The sequence below is a fragment of the Gilvimarinus chinensis DSM 19667 genome (genome assembly GCF_000377745.1).
Lineage (GTDB): Bacteria > Pseudomonadota > Gammaproteobacteria > Pseudomonadales > Cellvibrionaceae > Gilvimarinus > Gilvimarinus chinensis.
The window spans coordinates 102,850-123,986 of sequence record NZ_KB898707.1; the positions used below are offsets into that span (position 1 = coordinate 102,850).

A 21,137-nucleotide genomic window follows, 5' to 3' on the forward strand; every position below is an offset into this window, starting at 1 on the left:
CCTAGTGCGGGCTTTTTTATTTTCAGCTTTTCATCTTTGCAACTTGACATTATGGCTTACCTCGGCAATAGTTTATTGTATACAATAATAAAAAGGTGCCTAATGACTAAGGCCATCACCCAAATCGCTATTCTCGGCGGTGGTACCGCCGGATGGCTAACCGCGGGCATTATTGCCAGTGCGCACCAGCCTCGTTTACGCGACGACAGCTTGCGTATTACGCTCTACGAATCGGAGCAAATCCCCCCCATTGGTGTGGGTGAAGGCACTTGGCCTACCATGCGCCAAACGTTACAAACCTTAGGTATCAGCGAGTCGGTGTTTTTACGCAAATGCGATGCATCGTTTAAACAGGGCTCTAAATTTGTTAACTGGCGTTTTGACCAACACCCTCACAGTTACTACCACCCGTTCTCGGTTCCCGAGGGTTACCAGCACCAGCTTAATATGGCTGAACACTGGCTTTTCCAGCATCAAGATACCGCGAGCTTTTCGCGCTGTTACAGCCCACAAGAGGCTGTCTGCAAGGCGCACTTAGCCCCCAAAGCACTGCAGCACACCGAGCAACAATCGGTGCTCAACTACGGTTTTCATTTAGACGCTGGTAAATTTACTCAACTATTGCAAAAACACTGCACGCAAAAATTGCATGTTAAGCATCATTTTTGTGAAGTCACCGGTGCCACACTGGATAATGACGGTGCCATAGCGGCGTTACAAACCAACACCGGCGAACGTCTAAAAGCAGATTTATACATCGACTGCAGCGGAATGAAAGCCACCCTACTCGGGCAAGCGTTGGGTGTGCCCTTTAAACCGTTACACTCAGTGTTATTTTGCGATCGGGCACTGGCGACACGCCTACCCTACCCCGAACCCAATGCACCCATTGCCTCATGCACCTTAGCCACGGCGCAACAGGCCGGTTGGATTTGGGATATTGGCCTACAAAGCCGACGTGGTGTTGGTTATGTATATTCTAGCGATTACCAAAGCGACGAACAGGCTCTGCAAACTCTGGCGAGCTATACCAATCAGTCAGCCGCTCACATCGACGTAAAATCTATCGCGTTTACACCGGGCCACCGTGAAAAATTTTGGCACAAAAACTGTGTTGCAGTGGGGCTTGCGGCGGGCTTTGTCGAGCCGTTAGAGGCCTCCGCCCTGTTGCTCGTGGAGTTGTCGGCACAATTTATTGCCAACAAATTGCCGCAAACTAACACGCAACTTTCATCCCTAGAGCACATATTCAATGAGCGATTTCTATATCGCTGGTCGCGTTTAGTGGACTTTTTGAAACTGCACTATCTGCTTAGCGCTCGTACTAATGATGCTTTTTGGCGCGACAACCGAACCCTCTCCTCAATCCCAGATTCCCTCACCGACCTACTGAATCTGTGGCAACACACACCCCCTTGGCCACACGATTTTGATAGAACCGGTGAAATATTTCAGGCCTTAAGTTACCAATATGTCTTGTACGGAATGGGTTTTAATACCGAAATGCCGTTTTCTCCCGAGGCACACAAACAACAATTAGCCGATGCGCTGCTACGGCAAAATATCGAAGCCAGCCGCCTGTTAACCCAACAACTTCCCAGCAATCGGGAATACCTTAACCACCTGCACCACTAAGTGCAGGTCAAAGCCACCCAACGAGAAGTCGTATGCGTTTATTTTGTTTTTTCGTATTGTTTGTCCTCGCCCAAGCGGCTGTCGCCGCTCAAACTAAACCCAATATTCTATTTATTTTATCGGACGATGCTGGCTACGCCGATTTTGGCTATCAAGGCAGTAACGTCATGCGAACCCCCAATATCGATCAATTGGCGCAAGAGGGTATGGTGTTTGACCAGGCTTACGTAACCGCAGCTACTTGCGGCCCCTCTCGCGCTGGCATATTAACCGGTCGCTACCAGCAAAAGTTTGGTTTTGAGGAGAATAATGTCCCGGGCTATATGTCTGAAGGGGGCCTTATGGGCGATGAAATGGGTCTGCCGGTAGAAGAAAAAACACTGGGTAACTATTTGCAAGAACAGGGGTACACAACCGGAATAATCGGGAAATGGCATCAGGGAAACGCTGATCGTTACCACCCCACCAAACGTGGTTTTGACTATTTTTACGGCTTTCGCGGCGGCGCTCGCAGTTATTATGCGTTTTCCGAAAGCAATCCCAACCACCGGCCCGAAGATTATCTGGAACGAGGGTTTGGCAATTTCGCGGAATCTCCGCTGTATTTAACGGACGCTTTGGCAAACGATGCCATCGAGTTTATTAAACGCGAGCAAGGCTCGCCTTTCTTTCTATTTTTGTCGTTCAATGCCGTACATTCACCCATGGAGGCGCGCGAGGAAGATCTTGCTCAATTTCCCAACCTAAAGGATAAACGCCGTACTCTCGCCGCCATGAACCTTGCCATGGATCGCGCAATTGGTCGTGTACTTGCCACTCTGGAAAATGAAGGATTAAACGAGTCCACATTGGTCATTTACAGTAATGACAATGGCGGACCAAGTGACGATAATGCTTCAGATAATTCTCCGCTGGCCGGAACCAAAGCCAACCATTTGGAGGGCGGCATACGCGTTCCTTTTATCGCACGGTGGCCGGACAATATCAATGCAGGTAGCCGCTACTCGCACCCGATCAGTATGCTGGATTTACTACCCACCTTTTATACCGTAGCCGGTGGTGACAGCGAAACGCTTAATGAAATCGATGGCGTTAATTTAATACCTTATATTACGCATAAGAATAACGCGCGCCCTCATCAAACACTGTATTGGAAAAAAGAAAACCGAGCGGCTATTCGCGACGGCGATTGGAAGCTATTGCGTTTCCCCGATCGCCCCGCTGAACTTTACCGTCTGGATAAAGACATTAGTGAACAAAACAACCTAGCAGAGCATAATCCAAAAAAAGTACGAGAACTTTACAAAAAACTTTTTGCCTGGGAATTAACTTTGAAGCGACCACGCTGGCAACTTAAACGGCAATATGAAGGCGATGCTATTGAGCGCATGGATTCGTATCGACACCCACAACGTTAGGATTGTTAATCTCATAGGGGGTTACGAGCCACATCTTATTGAAAGACATCAACACTAAGGTGTGGTTATCCGCCATTGTGATCTAATAGTTGTCGATTTTTCCGCCTGATTGCATATTAGCACGACAACCTTTCATCAGATGTTTGCGATTGTGAACAATTAGACAGTTGATGTCATCCGTTAAATTTACTATTGCGCGGCCTACCCAAGGAAAGGCACTCGCAGTTTATATTTCAATATGTAAATTTCTAACGGAGCCACTTATGACTATTATCAATTTTCTGACCAGGGCCGTTGCAGTTACTGCACTAAGCAGTGGTTTCTGCGCCTCTGCACTCGCCGAAGATCAATGCAATTATACGGCTCAGTGTAAAACCACGTTTGGTGAACAAGCCACTGACTGTGCCAATAGCCGCTCACTTTTTAGCGTATGCATGTGCGGCAGCTCTCCCTGCAGCGAAACCCAGCCTACTGACCCTGATCCCGAAAATACCATCCCGGTACCCGGCTTTATTCAAGCGCAAGACTATCACCGCTACTCTGATACCACTGAACAAAACCTAGGCGGGGAATATCGAAATGATGGCGTAGACATTCAATCAACCGCTGATAACGGCGGTCAATATAATGTTGGATGGACAGCCGCCAACGAGTGGCTAGAGTTTGATATTAATGTACAACAAGCTGGTAATTACAGCGCCAAGGTGAGGGTCGCATCGCAGCCCGGGGGTGGTTTGTACACGCTTGAAATAGACGGCCAAGCCCGCGGCAATGCCGCCAACGTTGGCGCCACCGGAGGCTGGCAGAGCTGGCAAACCCAAAAGATTGCGCTGGGCAACTTAAGTGCCGGGGCACACACATTACGATTGCAAATTCAGGCGGGTAATTTCAACATTAACTGGATTGAATTGGCGCAAGACTCTGACACTACGCCGACACCCATGATCGGCCGCTTTGATCCTGCGCAGGATCTGCTGCTGGCTAACTTTGACAGCCGTCCAGACCCGGATGATATCCACACGGTAGCCGCGGTCGCCACCATTTTAAGCGACTCGCGCTTTAGCGCGGTTAACTACCACGCAGTAGCCGGTGCCTACGGTACACAGGGCGGCACTTTTATTGAGGCCGACCACCTGTTTAACATTGCTTTTGGTGCCAACCGCTGGTCCGATGCCCACAGCAATTACGCCGGCGCGCTAAACACCGTGTATCAAAAAGTGTCCGGTGTACTCAACAACGGCGGCGACATTTGGATTCAAGAGGCAGGGCAATCAGACTTCAGCGCCGACTTAGTGCGCCGAGTAAAACAAAATATGGGCGGCATTAACACCAACGCCCGTATTCATGTTATTCAGCACAGCGAATGGAACCAGGATAAAACCACTCCCGCCGACTTGACTTACGTGCGCAACAACACCGATTACCAAAAGATCAGCGATGGCAACTCTCAAAATAACGGCACGCCAGGTTTTAACAGTAAAGACACGAGTCAATGGAACAGAGTCTTGAACCATTCTCGCGTAGGAGCAATCTGGGCCGAAGCAAAGCGTGTTGCGGATTACAGTATTGAACATCACCCCGGCTGGAAGAACCCCTCTATTCAAGCTGGCGGCATGGATTTTTCCGATACAGTTGAAGATACATGGATTTTTGGCTTCAATAATTTAAAAAATCATGTGAGCTTCTTTGACGAATTTTTATAAAATTTTTTCTTTAAGCTTCCTGATACATCAGGAAGCTTTTTTCTGTTGAAGTTTTTCATAGTTTTTATCCAAGAGCATAAACCTCATACTTTTCCCTCTATTTATTATATTCTTGTAGCTATTTCCTTCCTACTATCAAACAGCGTTTTACGCATATTAAATAAATAATAACCAGATAGAGGCACAATTATGAGAGCACTACTGACGGCCGTTCTCGGCCTAAGCTGTACCCACGCCCTTGCCGCCGACTGGGATAACACCCCAGTACCCGCCAATGCCGGAAACGGTAAAGTATGGGAGCTTCAAACAATTTCCGATGACTTTAACTACACATCATCGCTCAACAATTACCATAACGAATTTACCAGTCGTTGGCATGAGGGCTTTATTAACCCATGGACTGGCCCTGGGCTTACCGAGTGGACCGACGGTCATGCCTACGTCACCGGTGGCAACTTAGGTATTGCCGCCACCCGCAAACCAGGCACCGATAAGGTGCGAGCGGGCTCTATCACTTCGCACGATACTTTTACCTACCCACTGTACGTAGAAACCCGAGCAAAGATCAGCAAGCTTGTGCTCGCTTCGGACGTTTGGTTATTAAGCGCCGACTCCACCCAAGAGATTGATATTCTTGAAGCCTACGGCAGTGATCGTCCTAGTGAGTCATGGTTCGCGGAACGAATCCATTTAAGTCACCACGTTTTTGTTCGCGACCCATTTCAAGATTATCAACCAACAGATGCAGGAAGCTGGTATACCGATGGACAAGGTACGGTGTGGAGCGATGACTTTCATCGGATAGGCGTACATTGGAAAGACCCGTGGAATCTCGATTACTACATTGATGGCCAATTAGTTCGAAGTGTATCCGGCCCCAACATTATCGACCCCAACGGCTTCACCAATGGCACTGGTTTAAGCAAACCTATGCATCTGATCATAAACACTGAAGATCAAGATTGGCGCTCAGATAACGGCATCTCTCCAACCGACACCGAGTTAGCCGACACCAATAAAAGTATCTATTGGGTTGACTGGATCCGTGTTTACAAGCCAGTCGATGGCGGCAATAACGGTGCTAATACCGATGTACCTGCAAGCGCCTCCAGCATCAAAGGGCGCCAAAGCGGCAAGTGCATTGACTTAGCCTCGGGCTCATCCGCCAATGGCGCCAACATCCAGCAATGGGCCTGTGGGAATAATAACGATAACCAGCAGTTCACGTTCGTCCCCGTAGACAGCGGCTGGTACGAGTTGCGCACCAAACACAATAAGTGTGTCGGTGTGGGTGGTAGCTCTAGCGCTAATGGTGCGGTAGTAATTCAGTGGGACTGCTTCAACGGCCAAAACCTGCACTTTAAACCTGTGGATCTAGGCAACGGTTATGTAGAGCTGCGCGCGCGTCATAGCAATAAGTGTTTGGACGTTGCCGATGCCTCTACTGCCAATGGCGCCGATATTCGTCAATGGCAATGCAACGGCAATACTAACCAGCAGTTTAGTTTTAATTAACTAAAATGATGTGATTAAAAAGTGGGGAACAATTCATTCCCTTACTAAACTATTGAGCGTCGCGGTGAGGTTTACTAACCACATCGCGACGACACAGAAACGAGCAAGAGACCCACAAATATTTTTCTACCGATATTATAAACACGTAAATTCTCACGCTTTATATCCAGATAATCACAGGTGCACTTGTTACCAAGCCAACACCCAAGGCACCAGAAAAAAACCGCCACCGAGTAACAGCACCCACAACACCCCCGCCAGCAAAAAAGGCTTACCGCCACCATTTACCAACAGCGCCCAACGCGTTTTTAACCCCAGCGCCACCATAGCCAAAGCAAGAGCCGCTTGTGAGAGATAGCCAAGCCCTAGCAATAGACTCTCGGGAATTGACAAGACACTGCGGGCGCAGGCCGCGGCGATAAAGCCCAGCACAAACCAGGGGATGGTCAGTGCGCGTTGCCCGCTTGGCGCATGGCCCTGCTGACGCTGCCAGTAAAGTCCCAACACAAACACCACAGGGGCCAGCAGCATAACCCGGGCGAGTTTGGCCACCAGTGCGCCCTGCAATGCCTGGGGGTCGATAGACTGACCAGCCGCCACTGCTTGGGCTACCTCATGCACCGTAGCGCCAATGTAGATGCCATAATCAACACTGTCCACCTCGATATATTGAAACAGCAGTGGGTAACTGAACATTGCCAGCGAGCCAAAAGTGACTACGGTGGCCACCGCCAGACTGATGTCTCGCTCGCGAGCTTTAACCACCGGCTCAACCGCCATAATGGCCGAGGCACCACAGACGGCACTGCCCACACTGGTTAGCAGCGCCAGAGGTGCTGACATTTTTAACCAACGCACACCCAAATAAACACCCACACACAACACGCTGACAACCACCATCAAATCCAGCGCCAATACCTGCCATCCGGCTTCTAGCAACTGTTGCAGGCTCAGACTAAAGCCCAATAAGACAACACCAAGGCGCAACAGCTTTTGCTGACAAAACCTCAACGTGGGTTGGCTTGTAGCTCGCTCGGCAATACGGGTGGTATTACCGAGTAGCATCCCCAGTAGAATCGCCACCGGCAACGCGCCCAACCCCACCGTTGCAAACGCCGGTAGCTGCGCAATCAGTAACGCCAGGCACGCCAATACAAATAAAATCAACCACATACATCACCTCCGATTGGCAGGCAGTGTACGCAACGGAATTATTTAAGTATATTGGATATTAATTAATTGATACTTCGATTTTACTTATGAATATAACCCTGCGACAAATGGCCATTTTTGAAGCCACGGCGCGACTCGCCAAGCTAAGTCTCGCCGCTGAGGAACAGGCCATTAGCCAAAGTGCCGCCAGCCAGGCGATTAAAGAAATGGAGGGCCAGCTCGAGTATCGGCTGTTTCAACGCCAAGGCCGCACGCTAACTCTTAGCCCAGAGGGTGAGGCATTACTGCCGCGCATACGGCAGATACTGGAGCTCAGTCGTGATATCACCCGGCGCGACAGCCAAGCGGTGGCGGGCCATATGACCTTAGCGGCCAGCGTCACCATTGCCAGCTATTTAGCGCCCAGCCTAATCGGCCGAATGCAAAGCACCTACCCCGAGGTGCAGGTAAAACTCAGCATCGAAAACAGCGAAAACGTGCTCGACAGTGTGGCCAAAGGCCGGGCGCTGCTGGGGATGATCGAAGGGCCAGCCACACACCCAGAGCTAACCATTACGCCCTGGAAAACCGACCAACTGGTGATATTTTGCCCGGCTACACACCCCTTGGCACAAAAGCCCAAGGTTACGTTTAATGCACTGTTGCGCGAGCGCTGGATTGTGCGCGAGACAGGCTCGGGCACGCGCTCAATTTTGGACGCCGAGTTACAGAGATTGGGCATAAACATTGATATTGCTCAGGCTCTTAACCGACAGGAGGCGATTAAACAATGCGTACTTGCGGGTTTAGGGCTTGGTTGTTTGTCACATTTATCCATTGCAAGAGAACTGGCCAGCGGGGAACTGGTTGCGCTTAATACGCCGCTTAATTTAAGTCGCCGTTTTAGCTGGGTGGCGGCGCCGGAGCGCGCCAACCACCCTTTGCATCAAGCGTTTATAACCTTGTGCCAGCAAACCGATGCGCTGGGCACAGCTTACTAGTCGTAACGACGTGTATAGAGCGATTGATTCACTGCGCGGGCGGCATCAACTAAAGGCTTGTAAGGGATGTCCGTAACACTGACAAAACCTACATTATAATTTTCACCATCGTAGGCACGGCCAGTTAAAGGCGAGTCGATATACTGAAACCAGTGCACGCCCACAAAGTAAGGGTTGTCGATCACGCTATTAACATACTCCTGGTATTTAACGCCGCGGTCGCGCTGAGATTCGGCATGGATTAAACCCGGGTTTAACAAGCCTGAATCCAGCGCGCCGTTGTGAAACTCGCCAATAATACTGGGTATATCCAGCTCGGCTAAAAAGTCCCAAAACACATCGCTTACGGCTTCGCGGTAATAGTTGTAGCTCATTACATCAACATAGGGCGCGGCGGCTTGTCGCACCTCGGGGGTCATGGCCCAATCGGCAAAGCGCGCCCCCAAATACAAATGATTGGGCATTAACTCGTCCATGGCCGCATCGACAATGCGGAAGTATTCGGCGGTATAAAGCTCGAGCATTGCGGCCATGTCAGTAATCGCCGCATCGGTATAGTGGTTAAGTTCAATGCCCTCTTCCAGGGTTTGCCAACTCGCCGCTTGAATGTTCCAGGCGTTGTTGATCGCCTCAATATCGCCATAATGCTGTTTAAGGTAAGCGACAAAAGCCGCTTTGGTAGGGCTGTCACTTGCCTTACGCGTCAACGTATTCAAAACAACGCCATACTGAGACTCGACCGATCCCATAATGCCCCAGCTTTTTTCGTTATCGATAAACACACCCACACACCAAGGACTGTTGGCGACCTCCTCGCTAATCTTTTGCACCGTGGCGTAGGCCCGCTCTGCGAATACCGGATCAAACGGGTCAGGCAATGCACCCCAGTAATCGTTACCGCTGGAGACGGTTTTAAAATCGCCAATAATCCAGCCGTTGGCAAAGTAAGGATAGTTTTTCATATCGTAAAACGCGGGGTCCACCCAGTTGCCAAACGAGGTGAAGCCCCAATTTTCCATGCGTTTAACAGTGGTATCGCGCCATTTCTGCATCAGCGTGGCAGTATCGTGGGTGCGGTATTTACGGGCCAGATTGGCACGATAAAAACTGTAGGTTTCACCGCGCTCCATTGCCCCCGAATGCACCTCACGCCGGTAGCCAAAGTGTTTCCCGAGCGGCTCTTGGTAATCGGGCAACCAGGTAAACATATCGGTGCGCAGTTCCGAGCTAACGTGACGGCTCGCTAAAGCCTGATCGGGAACCCGGTTTAACCCCAAAGAATCTTCCGGGGTAAAGTCATTACTGCTGCGTTCGGGGATAAGCTTGTGGTCAAAATCGTAACCCGTCATGGTCGAGGTATTGGCCATGCGCACATTGGCGATACCATTTGAGAAAAACAAATAACCCTCTGGGTCCACCAGACTCCATTTCCCTTGATACTTTTCCGTGCGATAAAAACCGGTGGCCTCTAACTTAGGCCCGTCGCGCCAGCCGTGATAACGCGAGCGGTCGGCCAGCAGACCGCTTTGTAGCTGTTGCTGTTCGGCGTCCGAGACGCGACGTAGCTGATCCACTGAATCAATTTTTTGCGCAAAGTCCATTTTGGCATTTTGGCCAAAGGAGTCTACCAGGCCTTTTAGGTAATCATCTTTAAATTCACGGGGCTCTACTACTGTTATGTTATCGACAATAAGTGTTTTATCGCGCAGTGCGCCGCGCACATCAAACCGAATGCCGGTAATCGCCGAGGTATCCAATTGTTTTTTCCCGCCGCGCCAAATCAGCGGCTGATAGGGATTATCCCAGCTCTCGGGGTTGGAACGAATACCCGTCTCAGTGGCAAGCTCGGGCACGTCGATATCAATAGCATAGCGCTGGCTCGATATCGCCGGCACCACAAAGCTGCGCATTTGAAAATCGCCACTTTTGTCACTGGTGCTCACGTACATACTCACCGATTCGTCCGTTGGGTTGGCGATATCCAGCGTTAACGCAAGTGTCTTAAAGTCGCTAAAATCCCAGGGTTTATCCGGCTGAATAGTGAAACCTGAAATATGATTGGTAGCGGAATACAAGTCAATTTGAACCGCGCCCCCGTCAAGCTCAGCGTAGCTTACCGATGCTGCCAAAGGTGATATTTGTTTGATATCAGCTTTCTCGGAAAAATCCATCAGCCCTTTTTGTTTGGGTGAATCTTCGCTGAGATGACTGCAGGCGGTGATTAGCAACGATGCTACAAATAGATTCGCCCAAGTAGTTACACTAGCTCTTCTTGTAAGTTTCATAATGTTATCGTGTAATACCTTTTGTAAATTTTTTATGACCATTCAATGCGTCAGGGAATTTGTACGCATCAGCTTATTAATGTCCTGCTGGGTTAAGGCAGTATCAAAAAGGTAAACCTCATCGACGCCGCCGCGAAAAAAACGATTGGTTTTATGGCTGTTGTTTGGGTCGTTAAAGGCGAGGTTGCGCCCCATCATCAAGGGTTTGGATTGCGGATGGTTTAGCTCGGTAGAAACGCGCGCGATAGATTTGCCATAACTGCGCTCTAGCTCACCATCGATATATATCAATACATGGGTCGACAAGTCGGCTCTATCGCCACCAAACAACACAATGGCCACGTGGTGCCATTGGTTGTCGCGCAAATCGGTGGTGCCGACGATTTCCGCCTCGTTGGTGCCAACCCGTATACGCCCCAGCGGCCCACTGACATTCAACGGGTTTATTGAAATTTGCCAGGCAGATAGCTTATCGGCCAAGCCCCAACTGAGAATGCCAAACCCCTGATGGGGGGCAAAGTCTTGGGGCACTTTCACCCAAAAAGCTACCGTGCGCGGTTTATTGCCCCCAATGCCCGGAAACTCGGTATCCAACCATTGATCGGCTCCGTTAAACCATACCGCCTCACCAAAGGCGCCTTCAATTAACGCAGGTGGTGCGTTGTCGCCTTGCAAGGTTTGCGCTTGAGCGATAAAGCATTGTTGTCCTATTCCTGGGCCGGCGCAGTTAAACGTCGCGCTTTGATCAAGGCCTGCATCATCAAAAGACCAGTGCAAATACTGTGGTTGCTGATAGCGCCGCCCCGGTAACGTGCGCATAAAACGATTGGGCTGACTTTGGATAACCGCCATTTGCTGATTTGCATCAAAGCTTCGGGCATCGTCTTGATAGAGGTTTTCATACTCTTGCGAGCCCGGCGTTTTTACTTTGACTTCGCCCTCAAGCACATGCACCTGAGAGGCACCTGTGTCGTCCACCGCCACACCAAATTCGGTACCTAAATCGATAATATTGGCACTCGGAGTGTCCACCGCAAAGCCGGTCGCCTCGGGCGGCACTTTGGCAACCAAGACGCCTTGCCTCAGTACTAGGCGATCAGCGTTTTCAAACATCAGCCGCGCCGGTGATTCCAACAGCAGTACCACGCCGTTAATCAGAGTTATTTCGGCGTAGCCTGCGTCCAGATAAAACTCGCCTGCCGAAATACTTTGGCCCGGCGTGTAATCCATCCCGGTACCCGCCAATTTGCTGATACTGCCCACACTGACGGATGTAGTTAAGGCATAAAAAACCGCTACCACACAGACTAACAAGCTAGCGCAAGCGGTTGCCCACCAACAGTAACGGCGGCGAGAAGCGCTCGCAGGCTCGGCCTGTACGCTTTGTAATACTGCCGCAGTAAAGGCATCGCCAGAGCTTGCCTGGTTGGCATAAGCCAGTAAGCGATGCATGTCCCGCTGCTGCGCGAGTTGTGTTTTAAACTCGGGATCGTTTTGCACCCGCTCAATAAGCGCTTGCCGGGCGTTTTTATCGCCGGCTAGGTAACGCTCAATCAGTTGAGAATCGGTCGGGCTTATCATGGTTTCAGTAGCCTCGGTTAATACAGTCACGCAGTTTTTTGCGGTAGCGGTTGAGTCGCATCGTGAGCGTTGAGTGCGCCACGCCCATAGCCTCGCGCAACTCCTGCAAGCTATAACCTTCGCGGTAATAAAGCCTGAGTGTTTTTTGCGCTGGGTGATCCAGTTTAAGCAGGCATTGCCGCAACAAACTTAACTCGGCCTCTTGCTCGTCCGGGTGCTGTTGCTGTTGTTCATCCAGAAGTTGCGCCAGTAAATCTGGCTCGGTGGGTGCCAACCTGGCCTGTTTGCGGTGGTGATTGCGCAAAAGGTTTTGCGCAATAGACAACACCCAACCACTAAACGCGGCGTCATCGTGCAAAGTGGCCAACTTTTGCCAAGCCAGTACAAAGCTTTCCTGGGCTAAATCATCCACATCGGCGCTGTAATCTGTGCGCTTAGCCAAATAACTGCGCACCCGGCTTTGCTGCTGGCTAACCAAATATTCAAACGCCTTGATGTCACCGCCACGGGCACGTGCCACCCAGCGGCAAAGCCGCTGGGCATCGTTGGCATTATGCTCCGTGGCAAGCTTCATTATTTGGCCTGTGATGACGGGGCGCTGTGAATATAGACTTCAAACAACCCCGCCGGCACCTCGGCTGAGGGGTGCTCAAGCTCCAGCGTTAAGGTGCGGGTAGTCACTGGCTGATCAAAACGCACAAGGTTAACGCTTTGATGATTATCCGAGCACTGATAAATCAACCGGCCTTGATCGTCCAACAACCGATACTGACGTACACAGAAAGGCATAATATTTTCTGGGTGCTCCATTAAAACCGTTTCTAATGCGTGGTCGTAATCGCAATCAAAAAACAGTCGCACGGCTTGAATACTTACCGGATCATGCCAGCGCCAATGCACCTGAGGTTTCACATCATCAGGCGAGGCGAACCAGGCATTGGTGCCCAGCCAAGGCCGGGTAAAGCCGTTGCTGAGATTCTCAGAGTGATATAACTCTAGCGGTTGGGCAAAGTGCAATGCCAGATTTTTACCGTCTGGGCGACGCTCGGGCGTCCAGATTTCAAATTCGTCGATACCGCTACCGGCGGGTGCCTCTTGCTTGCCAGTGTTAGAAACCGCTTTATGCTCTTTATGCATCACCGTGGCGATACCGCTTAAACGTTGCTCCGTGGTGGCCAATTGGACTTTGTCATTCGCCATAAAACAGATAAAACCATACTGCTGGGTCGAGGCAGCAGCGTTAAAATCGAGCGTGATCTCTTGCTCGCCCGTCGCTAATGACAAGGTTTGGCTTGCTAACGTGGTTTCCGGTGTATAGTTTTGCGCTTTTTCACTAACGCGCATTTGCACGGTTAGCTCGGTGGCGGTTTCGGCTTTAACCCGTAATCGCGCTACCGGAAATTCGCGCTCGCTCAATGGCAGCATTTGTGCCAGTGACTGACTAAGCGGCGTCCAGCCGGTCGCCGCCCCCAAAGTTAACCCCTCATAGGTGCTGCTGGCACTGACATCAGCACGACGACTTAGGCATTCCTCTTTATTAAGCGCTATTCCGGGCAGACCGTGACCGGTAAGATTCAAGCGTTGTTGCAATTGCGTCATGGTGGGCGACGCCAGCAACGCTTTAGGGTCACACTGGTTTCCCACACTCATGGCGGCAGCCTGTCCCATGGCCTGTCCACCGTGGGCACAGGTAATCATCACCCGAGTTGAACCAAAGGCAATATGGCTAGCGCTGATGATACGCCCGGCTAGTAAAAGGTTGTCGATATCGCGGCTTAAAAAGCTGCGATACGGAATTTGATAAATACCTTTAGCGTGGTACTGCGAGCAAGGCGGCTTATCGCTGTAAACTCCCTCGGCCGGGTGAAGATCAATAGCCCAGCCACCAAAGGATATAGCGTCGTCAAACTCGCGCTGTTCGACAATATCTTGCTGTCTCAACATATACTCGCCTTCAAAACGGCGGCTTTCGCGTTTACCGGGTATGGTACCCACCCACTCGAGGGTTAAGTTGTCGACATCGTCATAGCGGCCACTGTTTTTAATATAGTCCCAAATGCCGTAGACGATTTTCCAAAGCTCCCATTTAATGTCTTCTGTCTCATAAACGGTGTCTTTGATGCCGCCGTACTCCAGCCACCAAAATTTGCAGCCCGAGTCGCCGCTTTGAATATTTTTACTGCGCGGTAAAGCGCCTATTTCTTCGTGGCTATAGGCAAAGTCCGGCGCCTGATAGCGAACCGGATGATTCATCCGCTTGCTGTAAAAAAATAGTGAGTGTCCCAAAAGCTCGCGGTTGGCCTCGGAAGGGGCCATACCCTCACCAAATTCGTCGCGTGCTTCGGCGCCGATACGAAAACTCGCCCCGGCGTTAAACGCCAGCAGACCGTCGCCTGTGGCGTCGATAAACACCGGTGCCGTTAACCGGTAATGAACACTGTTCTGGCTGCAAAAACCATCGCAGGATTCAATACGCCGCGATCCACTTTTGTTGACCTGATACACCGCGGTATTGAGTAGCAAGGTAATGTTGCGCTCGGCCACGACTTTGTCCAGTAGTACGGCGTCAAAAATCAGCGGATTACCCATAGGGTTTCGGTAGGTATTTTCCAGCATGATTTCGTCGATCAACCCGCCCTCGCGTGAGTAACGATTATTGTTGCCCATATGGGAGGTTGCACCCAGCGCCCACAACCGCACCTCACTGGAGGCATTGCCGCCCAGCACGGGGCGATCTTGCACTAAAATCACGCGAGCACCAGCGCGCGCGGCACTGATGGCAGCGCACACTCCGGCCAAACCGCCCCCGGCAACGACTACATCGGCGCTCAAATCGGTGCGTTTATTGGCGCGCGCTTGCTCACTGAATTGCTCACGAATCATTGTTTATCTCTTGTGTGGTTAGCAAGCGCATGCTGTCTTGCTTGTTGAGCTCGTGCTTTTTTTATCTCTTCAGGTAAGCTTTGAGAAAAGCAAACATCCGGATGCCATTTAATTTCAGTATTGTTGGCAATATTCGAGCGCGGCATCTGGTTGCGTAAATCACAGTCAAACCGCCCTAGAAAACTGAATTTAGTGTCGGGTTTATCGTGATCGCAAAAATGCGATAAACCCCAGGTAAAACCCTGCCCTTCACCTTCGCTGTGGAAAACATCAGGTATATACGGGCCAGCGCCTACCGGCATAAGTGCGGTGACCGCTGCAATATCGAAATTGATACCGTCGGGTGAGTACTGAATGGTGTTGCTTTCGATACCATTGCGTATCGCAAAAGCGGCAACGCCTTTGCCAAAACGAAACACCGTGGTTTCATGACAGGAATTTAACACCGGATTAAAAGGGTGTTTCACAAAAGGACCCAAAGGGTCGTCGGCAATCGCCACTCCATTGCCAACCAAGTAGTCCGGCCGATCACCAAATGCGGCCTTGTAATAAATATAAATTTTGTTATCGATGACTATAGGATAAGGTCCGTGAATGGAAAATTGATCCCACTCACCCGGCGCACCATTGGGAATAATCGCGTCGCCACAAGGTGTCCAGGGGCCATCGGGCGAGTCGGCTACCGATACGCTTACCGGGCAGTGGTCTCCCTTTAAACCACTGGGCTCTTCAAACGCCTGATAGTACAAATAGTACCTGCCCTTCCAGACCAGAATATCGGGCGTACACACCGAGCGCCATCCCAACTTAGGTTTGTCGGGGCGACCTACCGCTAGGCCTTTCTCCTGCCAATGAAAACCGTCCTCTGAAGTGGCGTACCAAATATCACTTAAGTCCCAGTCCGTGGACGGGATGGTCTCGGTGCAAGCTTGTGCCCCGCGCGGTGCAGAGACAGTATCGCGCTTGGTGTACCAAATATAATATTTTCCGTTCTCGCAGATTATTTTGGATGGATCGCGCCGCGAGACACGGCCATCTTCTGCACCATAATCAAACCCGCTGATACGCGTATATTTAAAGCTGGTGAATAAGGGGTTGTCTTCCGGGCGCGGTGTTATATAGTTGCTGTACAACCGCTCCATCGCTTTACTTAAGGGTCGATCGGGCCGAGTTGCCGGAATATCCCAAGGGAAAGCCCCATACTCAGTATCTTGATGGGTATCGCTCATCACTTACTCCAACCATTTTTGTTTTGTCGCTGTCGAAAATACATGGCCGCGCCCAGCGCCATAATTAAGCCCGCTATGGCAGCCACTAAACTTGCGCTAGCCTCGGCTATCACCGATAGCACCAGCATAATTAGGCCAATGGTAAAGACACCGACGGCGATCACTCGCAAGCCGTGCCGATTGTCAGCCTGATACTGGGACGGAGACACACTGGCGGCGGCCTCATGTTTGGCCTGCTCCAGCACCTTGTACTTTCGGTATTGAAGCGCCTCAAGGCCGCGATGTCGAGCCATTAACTCGCCAATCGCAAGCAGCAACACCGGTAAACCAATACCCAACAGGGTTTCTTGTTCACGGTTAAGGCTAACGCCCCAAACTGCGGGAACCACAAATTTGAAAAAGGCATTGATCGCCAAGGTAAACAGCGAAACACGCAATAACATCGTCCCGGTCTGGTACTTTGAAAATAACGCCCACACCGGTGGCAGAAACAGCGCGCCACCGGTCATGGCGGCTACAGTAAATACAAAGGAAACGATACCTCCCATTTTGGGAATAAATAATGCCACCGCAATGGTCACTAAACCCAAGGCTACCGTGGCTAAGCGCCCTACCCTCACCAGCGACCGATCACTGGCGTCGGGTTTGAGATTTTTATAAATATCATTGGCAATAACTCCGGAGAACAAGTTAATAGCCGTGTTAACCGAGCTGGATGTTGCAAAGATCATTGCCCCGAGCATTAAGCCCAGCATGCCTACCGGAAGTATTTCTTTACTGATCAGAAGGTAAGCTCCCTCATCAGCCAAACCGGCCAAATCCGGGTTGAGAACCCGATACACCATAGGCGGTAACATCCAGACAATCGGGCTAATGAAATACAAGCCGCCAAACAACAACCCTACTTTTTTAGCATCAGCCGGTGTAGCCACCGAGGTATAGCGCTGCACGTAAGGCCAGTTGCCGGCAATAAAAAACAGGTTGTAGAGCCCAAAAACCACAATAAACGTCCAGGTATAATCACCACTAACTGGAGCGAATAACTCCGACGGAGCCTGGGCGAAAAAACCACTAACACCCCCGACCCGGTCAAGCGCCAGCGGCACCACAATGATCACCGCCGCGGTTAACACCACAAACTGCAAAATATCGGTGACAATCACCGCCCACAACCCGCCCACGGCGGTATAAGCCAGAATCATCAGCCCCAAAATGGCAATGCTCACCGCCAGGGGGATACCGGTACTCACCTCAACAATCTTAGCAACGGGATATAAAAACGCACCGGTAGAAAAACTGCCTATCAGTAACAAAATGTAGGTGTAGGTTTTTTGTACCCGCGCGCCCAAACGGTCGCGAATATACTCGGAGGCCGTTAGCGCTTTAGTACGATTCCAACGCGGTGCTATAAACAAACCCACCAGGATGCCAGCTATCGCCATGGTCCACTGAATCGTCATGGCAACAAAACCCTGGCTATAGGCAATAGAGCCCCAGGTCACAAAGGTGCCGGATGAGAAAAAACTCATAAACAGAGATAAACCACTCATCCACCAGGGCAAAGCGCCACCGGCGGCGTAAAAGCTGTTCATGCTTTTACCAGAGCGCGAAAAGCTCAGACCACAAGCCAATACCAGCAAAGTGAAGACCAAAATAACGACACTATCGATTACATTCATACACGCGGCTTTCTATTGTTATGATCAGCTAGGGGGTAATGGTCCGCTACCACATCGTTTTATTACTGCTTGGTGTAATAGCGAACCCAATCCACTTTCATACTGGTTCCGTCAATGGCGTCCGTGACAGGACCTGCGATATCGGCCTTTAAAATAGCCAGGCTAAATAAGATAGTGGTATCGCTAAAGCAAACGTCGTTACGCATCTGGTGATACAACTCGCCATCTAGGTAAAAGCGAAAGTAGTCTTCATCCCACTCAAGCCCGTAGGTATGCCATTGTGCGGAGTAGTCGGCTACATGGGCTGCATCGTATTGCGCGACCTGCACCCAATCATCACCATCGTAGTACTCAATGACATAGTCACTAATCAGGTTACGGTACTTGCCCTCTGAAGCGCCAAACTCTTGCAGCCAACCGTTGCTAAACTCTATGGCCGATACCTGCTGCGGTTTATCCCAATGCAACTCCAGCCATTTTTCACCGTGTTTTTGTGAGACCCAACGGGTATCCGCTTTGCCATCGATGGCGAACTTTTCTTTTGAGGGAAGCTTCGAGAATACGCCATTGGTGGTGATGTTCGCCGCCGTCGCCGCATTCTCGCCGCTGTCGTTCAGAACCCGAAATTCGGCGATATGAATTGAAGCAGGGTTATTCGATCGCAGGCGAATTTTCTGCGTAGAGACCGCTTCTTCAAGTGTTACATGATGCTCAGGATCACCATGCAGGGTATGGTGCAATTGGTTATCTGAGTGGGAGATACGCCCGTCTGGCAAGGTGTACTTATCCGTCCAATTGTGTACATTGGTGTTTATAATATTGGGGTAATGCCCTTCGTTGATATCAATTTCGCAGGCTTTTTCGCCTTCTGGCGTGCCTTGCTTGGGCCACAACCAAAATGAGTTGTTGGTGCCGTAAGCACCGGCGTATTTCATTTTGGCCTCATAGTATCCGTAACCAAATTCTTTTTTGCTCCATATATTGCCAGTGGTCCAATCCTGCCCACCTCGGGATTCTTTTCTCGCTTTTAGAAGTAAAACTCCATCTTCGATAACCGCGTTTTCTCGCCAACGACTGCTGAGCACCCATTCATTCTCCGTGGGACCATTTTGGCTGATCCAATTTTCCGTTAACTGGTCATCGGTGTAGTTGAAGTCATCCGACCAGCTCAGCTGATATTTCGATAGATCAATGCTATTTTTAATTTCGGATGCGTTTGATGCAACCGGAATACTCATCAGCACGAAAGTCAACATCATTTTTATATTCATTATGTTCCCCTAGCATTAGATTTTTGAATACCTGATATATCTTTAGGTGTTTTCAAGCCACCTATATGACACATTTATTTTTCTTTAATCTAAAAATCTATACTTGTATAAGTGGGGCAGCGAGGAATGATTTGATACGAGGAAGATATCTAAGGAAATATTGATATCATGAGTCCACGCGACCGCCGTCGCGTAACTATTTTCAACGATCCAAGCCCGCCTTGTCGATCGCTTGCAGACAAAGCGGGCATTGGCATTAACGCCTACTACTCGGCTTTATAAGTCTCTCGGTTTTTTGAGGCTTTTAATCGCTCCTCATAAAGCTCATCGTAAAACGCTTTTCGGCGCTGCTGGTAAGGGTATGCTTGCAATTGAATATTGTTGATATTTTGACTGTTCCATTGATTCCAAAGATCGGCAAGTTCCTTTTGCTGCTCGGGCATATTACCGTACAGATTATTCTGTTCCGTGGGGTCGTTTTTCATATCAAAAAAGCTTTTGCCTACACCTGGCAAAGGCTGATTCATGTATTTATAGTCTTCAGTTCGTACGGCCCACAAATGGTCTGCCTCTTCCATGCGCCAAAACAAAGCAGGGTGAGGGCTACCTTCCTTTTCACCGGTTAAGAAAGGAACCAAATTCACGCCTTCCAGTTTCCCATCGGTAGCATCGGCCCCGGCTAGCGCCACAGAAGTCGCGGCAATATCCAGCGCCGAGACTAAACCATCAAAAGATTCTCCGGCTGGCAGTTTACCCGCCCAATGCACCACAAAAGGTACGTGTACACCCCCTTCTAAAAGGCTTACCTTACCGCGCCGATATGGAGAATTATTTGCCCAATCCGCATTAGGCATCCAACTTTCAGGGTAAACACCACCATTGTCCGACAAAAAGAAGATTAGTGTATTCTCGTATTTACCCGAATCTTTCAGAGCGTCCAGAACCATACCAATACCGCTGTCCATAGAGTCGACCATTGCCGCGTAGACGCGACGTTCTGAATCTTCGATATGCTGATATTGATCGATTAACTCTTGCGGCGCTTGCAGCGGAGCATGAGGCGCGTTATATGACAGGTACAGCATAAACGGGTCGTCGGTCTCACGTACAAACCGTGCGGCATCGCGACTCATTTGAGTGGTTAAATACTCTGTGTGTTCGGCGCCTTTTTCATTTCGAACCAAAGGCAGGTAACCGCCTTCATTCACCATATAATCTGGCTGACCACTCTCGACAAACAGTGGAGCCATTACCGTTTCATCTTGTGGAAAATAGCTGTGCCCACCGGATAAAAATCCAAAAAAGTAGTCAAACCCGCGATTATTAGGATGGTGATTGGGGGCGGCTCCCAAATGCCATTTACCGATGATTCCCGTGGTATAACCCACTTCTTGTAAACGTTTGGCAAAGGTTTGCTCTGATTCGGGTATACCCGCATGAGGGTCAAATGGCGAATAGGCGATGTTGTTTTCCATACCAAAACGCGCTTGATAACGTCCGGTTAGTAACCCTGCCCGCGATGGCCCACAGTAATTATGGGTGACGTAGCCGTTAGTCAGAACGACGCCACCTGCCGCCAATTCGTCAATGGTTGGGGTACGGATTTCCTTAGAGCCGGTATAGCCTAAATCACCGTAGCCTAAATCGTCAGCGAGTATCACCAAGATATTGGGTTGTTCGGCGGCAACCACCGTTAGCGGTAGCAGCAACAATAGACAGGCATTGAATAACGAGGTATAGCGGTTGCGCAACATGGTAACTCCCGTAAGAGGTCGGCTGCACAAC

General features: G+C 50.2%; 14 protein-coding genes. 5 read left to right on the forward strand and 9 right to left on the reverse strand.

The window, feature by feature from the left end; translation table 11 throughout:
- The first annotated feature begins 102 nt into the window (after positions 1–102).
- From D568_RS0106350 to D568_RS0106365, 4 genes are all read left to right on the forward strand, one after another.
- Positions 103–1,635, forward strand: coding sequence for a tryptophan halogenase family protein (locus D568_RS0106350; protein WP_020208749.1), 1,533 nt, complete (start codon positions 103–105; stop codon positions 1,633–1,635).
- A 32-nt stretch (positions 1,636–1,667) separates the two neighbouring features.
- Positions 1,668–3,053 (forward strand): sulfatase, encoded by a 1,386-nt coding sequence (locus tag D568_RS0106355; protein WP_020208750.1) that lies wholly within the window; start codon positions 1,668–1,670, stop codon positions 3,051–3,053.
- A 263-nt stretch (positions 3,054–3,316) separates the two neighbouring features.
- Positions 3,317–4,756: a carbohydrate-binding protein gene (locus D568_RS21015; protein WP_020208751.1), complete on the forward strand. Its 1,440-nt coding sequence runs from the start codon at positions 3,317–3,319 to the stop codon at positions 4,754–4,756.
- A 189-nt stretch (positions 4,757–4,945) separates the two neighbouring features.
- Complete coding sequence (locus D568_RS0106365) at positions 4,946–6,271, forward strand: RICIN domain-containing protein (protein ID WP_020208752.1); 1,326 nt, start codon at positions 4,946–4,948, stop codon at positions 6,269–6,271.
- Between the two features lie 189 nt (positions 6,272–6,460).
- On the opposite strand, the gene D568_RS0106370 is transcribed toward D568_RS0106365, so the two are convergent.
- The gene (locus D568_RS0106370; RefSeq protein ID WP_020208753.1) at positions 6,461–7,444 is read right to left on the reverse strand and encodes a YeiH family protein; all 984 of its coding nucleotides are present in this window, start codon (positions 7,442–7,444) and stop codon (positions 6,461–6,463) included.
- Positions 7,445–7,530: 86 nt separating this feature from the next.
- Here D568_RS0106370 and D568_RS0106375 point away from each other — a divergent pair, with 86 nt between their 5' ends.
- Complete coding sequence (locus D568_RS0106375; protein ID WP_020208754.1) at positions 7,531–8,424, forward strand: LysR family transcriptional regulator; 894 nt, start codon at positions 7,531–7,533, stop codon at positions 8,422–8,424.
- On the opposite strand, the gene D568_RS0106380 is transcribed toward D568_RS0106375, so the two are convergent.
- From D568_RS0106380 to D568_RS0106415, 8 genes are all read right to left on the reverse strand, one after another.
- Complete coding sequence (locus D568_RS0106380; RefSeq protein WP_040516421.1) at positions 8,421–10,709, reverse strand: agarase; 2,289 nt, start codon at positions 10,707–10,709, stop codon at positions 8,421–8,423. The genes D568_RS0106375 and D568_RS0106380 overlap by 4 nt on opposite strands.
- Positions 10,710–10,751: 42 nt before the next feature.
- Entirely contained in the window at positions 10,752–12,320 is a 1,569-nt protein-coding gene (locus D568_RS0106385) for a LamG-like jellyroll fold domain-containing protein (protein WP_051084022.1), read from the reverse strand.
- Positions 12,295–12,864, reverse strand: coding sequence for an RNA polymerase sigma factor (locus D568_RS21020; protein WP_020208757.1), 570 nt, complete (start codon positions 12,862–12,864; stop codon positions 12,295–12,297). The genes D568_RS0106385 and D568_RS21020 overlap by 26 nt, the downstream gene beginning before the upstream one ends.
- Positions 12,864–15,173, reverse strand: coding sequence for an FAD-dependent oxidoreductase (locus D568_RS0106395; RefSeq protein ID WP_020208758.1), 2,310 nt, complete (start codon positions 15,171–15,173; stop codon positions 12,864–12,866). Before D568_RS0106395 ends, D568_RS21020 begins: the two co-directional genes overlap by 1 nt.
- Positions 15,170–16,402 (reverse strand): glycoside hydrolase family 117 protein, encoded by a 1,233-nt coding sequence (locus D568_RS0106400; protein WP_020208759.1) that lies wholly within the window; start codon positions 16,400–16,402, stop codon positions 15,170–15,172. The genes D568_RS0106395 and D568_RS0106400 overlap by 4 nt, the downstream gene beginning before the upstream one ends.
- Positions 16,402–18,081, reverse strand: a complete 1,680-nt coding sequence (locus tag D568_RS0106405) for a sodium:solute symporter family protein (protein ID WP_020208760.1) — start codon at positions 18,079–18,081, stop codon at positions 16,402–16,404. The genes D568_RS0106400 and D568_RS0106405 overlap by 1 nt, the downstream gene beginning before the upstream one ends.
- A 62-nt stretch (positions 18,082–18,143) precedes the next feature.
- Positions 18,144–19,352, reverse strand: a complete 1,209-nt coding sequence (locus tag D568_RS0106410; RefSeq protein WP_020208761.1) for a glycoside hydrolase family 16 protein — start codon at positions 19,350–19,352, stop codon at positions 18,144–18,146.
- Between the two features lie 266 nt (positions 19,353–19,618).
- On the reverse strand, positions 19,619–21,106 hold the full coding sequence (locus tag D568_RS0106415; RefSeq protein ID WP_020208762.1) for a sulfatase family protein: 1,488 nt from the start codon (positions 21,104–21,106) through the stop codon (positions 19,619–19,621).
- Positions 21,107–21,137 lie beyond the last annotated feature (31 nt).

Coding starts and splice junctions, on each gene's coding strand:
- D568_RS0106350 (WP_020208749.1), top strand. CDS start 103: ATGACTAAGGCCATCACCCAAATCGCTATTCTCGGCGGTGGTACCGCC.
- D568_RS0106355 (WP_020208750.1), top strand. CDS start 1,668: ATGCGTTTATTTTGTTTTTTCGTATTGTTTGTCCTCGCCCAAGCGGCT.
- D568_RS21015 (WP_020208751.1), top strand. CDS start 3,317: ATGACTATTATCAATTTTCTGACCAGGGCCGTTGCAGTTACTGCACTA.
- D568_RS0106365 (WP_020208752.1), top strand. CDS start 4,946: ATGAGAGCACTACTGACGGCCGTTCTCGGCCTAAGCTGTACCCACGCC.
- D568_RS0106370 (WP_020208753.1), bottom strand. CDS start 7,444: ATGTGGTTGATTTTATTTGTATTGGCGTGCCTGGCGTTACTGATTGCG.
- D568_RS0106375 (WP_020208754.1), top strand. CDS start 7,531: ATGAATATAACCCTGCGACAAATGGCCATTTTTGAAGCCACGGCGCGA.
- D568_RS0106380 (WP_040516421.1), bottom strand. CDS start 10,709: ATGAAACTTACAAGAAGAGCTAGTGTAACTACTTGGGCGAATCTATTT.
- D568_RS21020 (WP_020208757.1), bottom strand. CDS start 12,864: ATGAAGCTTGCCACGGAGCATAATGCCAACGATGCCCAGCGGCTTTGC.
- D568_RS0106395 (WP_020208758.1), bottom strand. CDS start 15,173: ATGATTCGTGAGCAATTCAGTGAGCAAGCGCGCGCCAATAAACGCACC.
- D568_RS0106400 (WP_020208759.1), bottom strand. CDS start 16,402: ATGAGCGATACCCATCAAGATACTGAGTATGGGGCTTTCCCTTGGGAT.
- D568_RS0106405 (WP_020208760.1), bottom strand. CDS start 18,081: ATGAATGTAATCGATAGTGTCGTTATTTTGGTCTTCACTTTGCTGGTA.
- D568_RS0106410 (WP_020208761.1), bottom strand. CDS start 19,352: ATGAATATAAAAATGATGTTGACTTTCGTGCTGATGAGTATTCCGGTT.
- D568_RS0106415 (WP_020208762.1), bottom strand. CDS start 21,106: ATGTTGCGCAACCGCTATACCTCGTTATTCAATGCCTGTCTATTGTTG.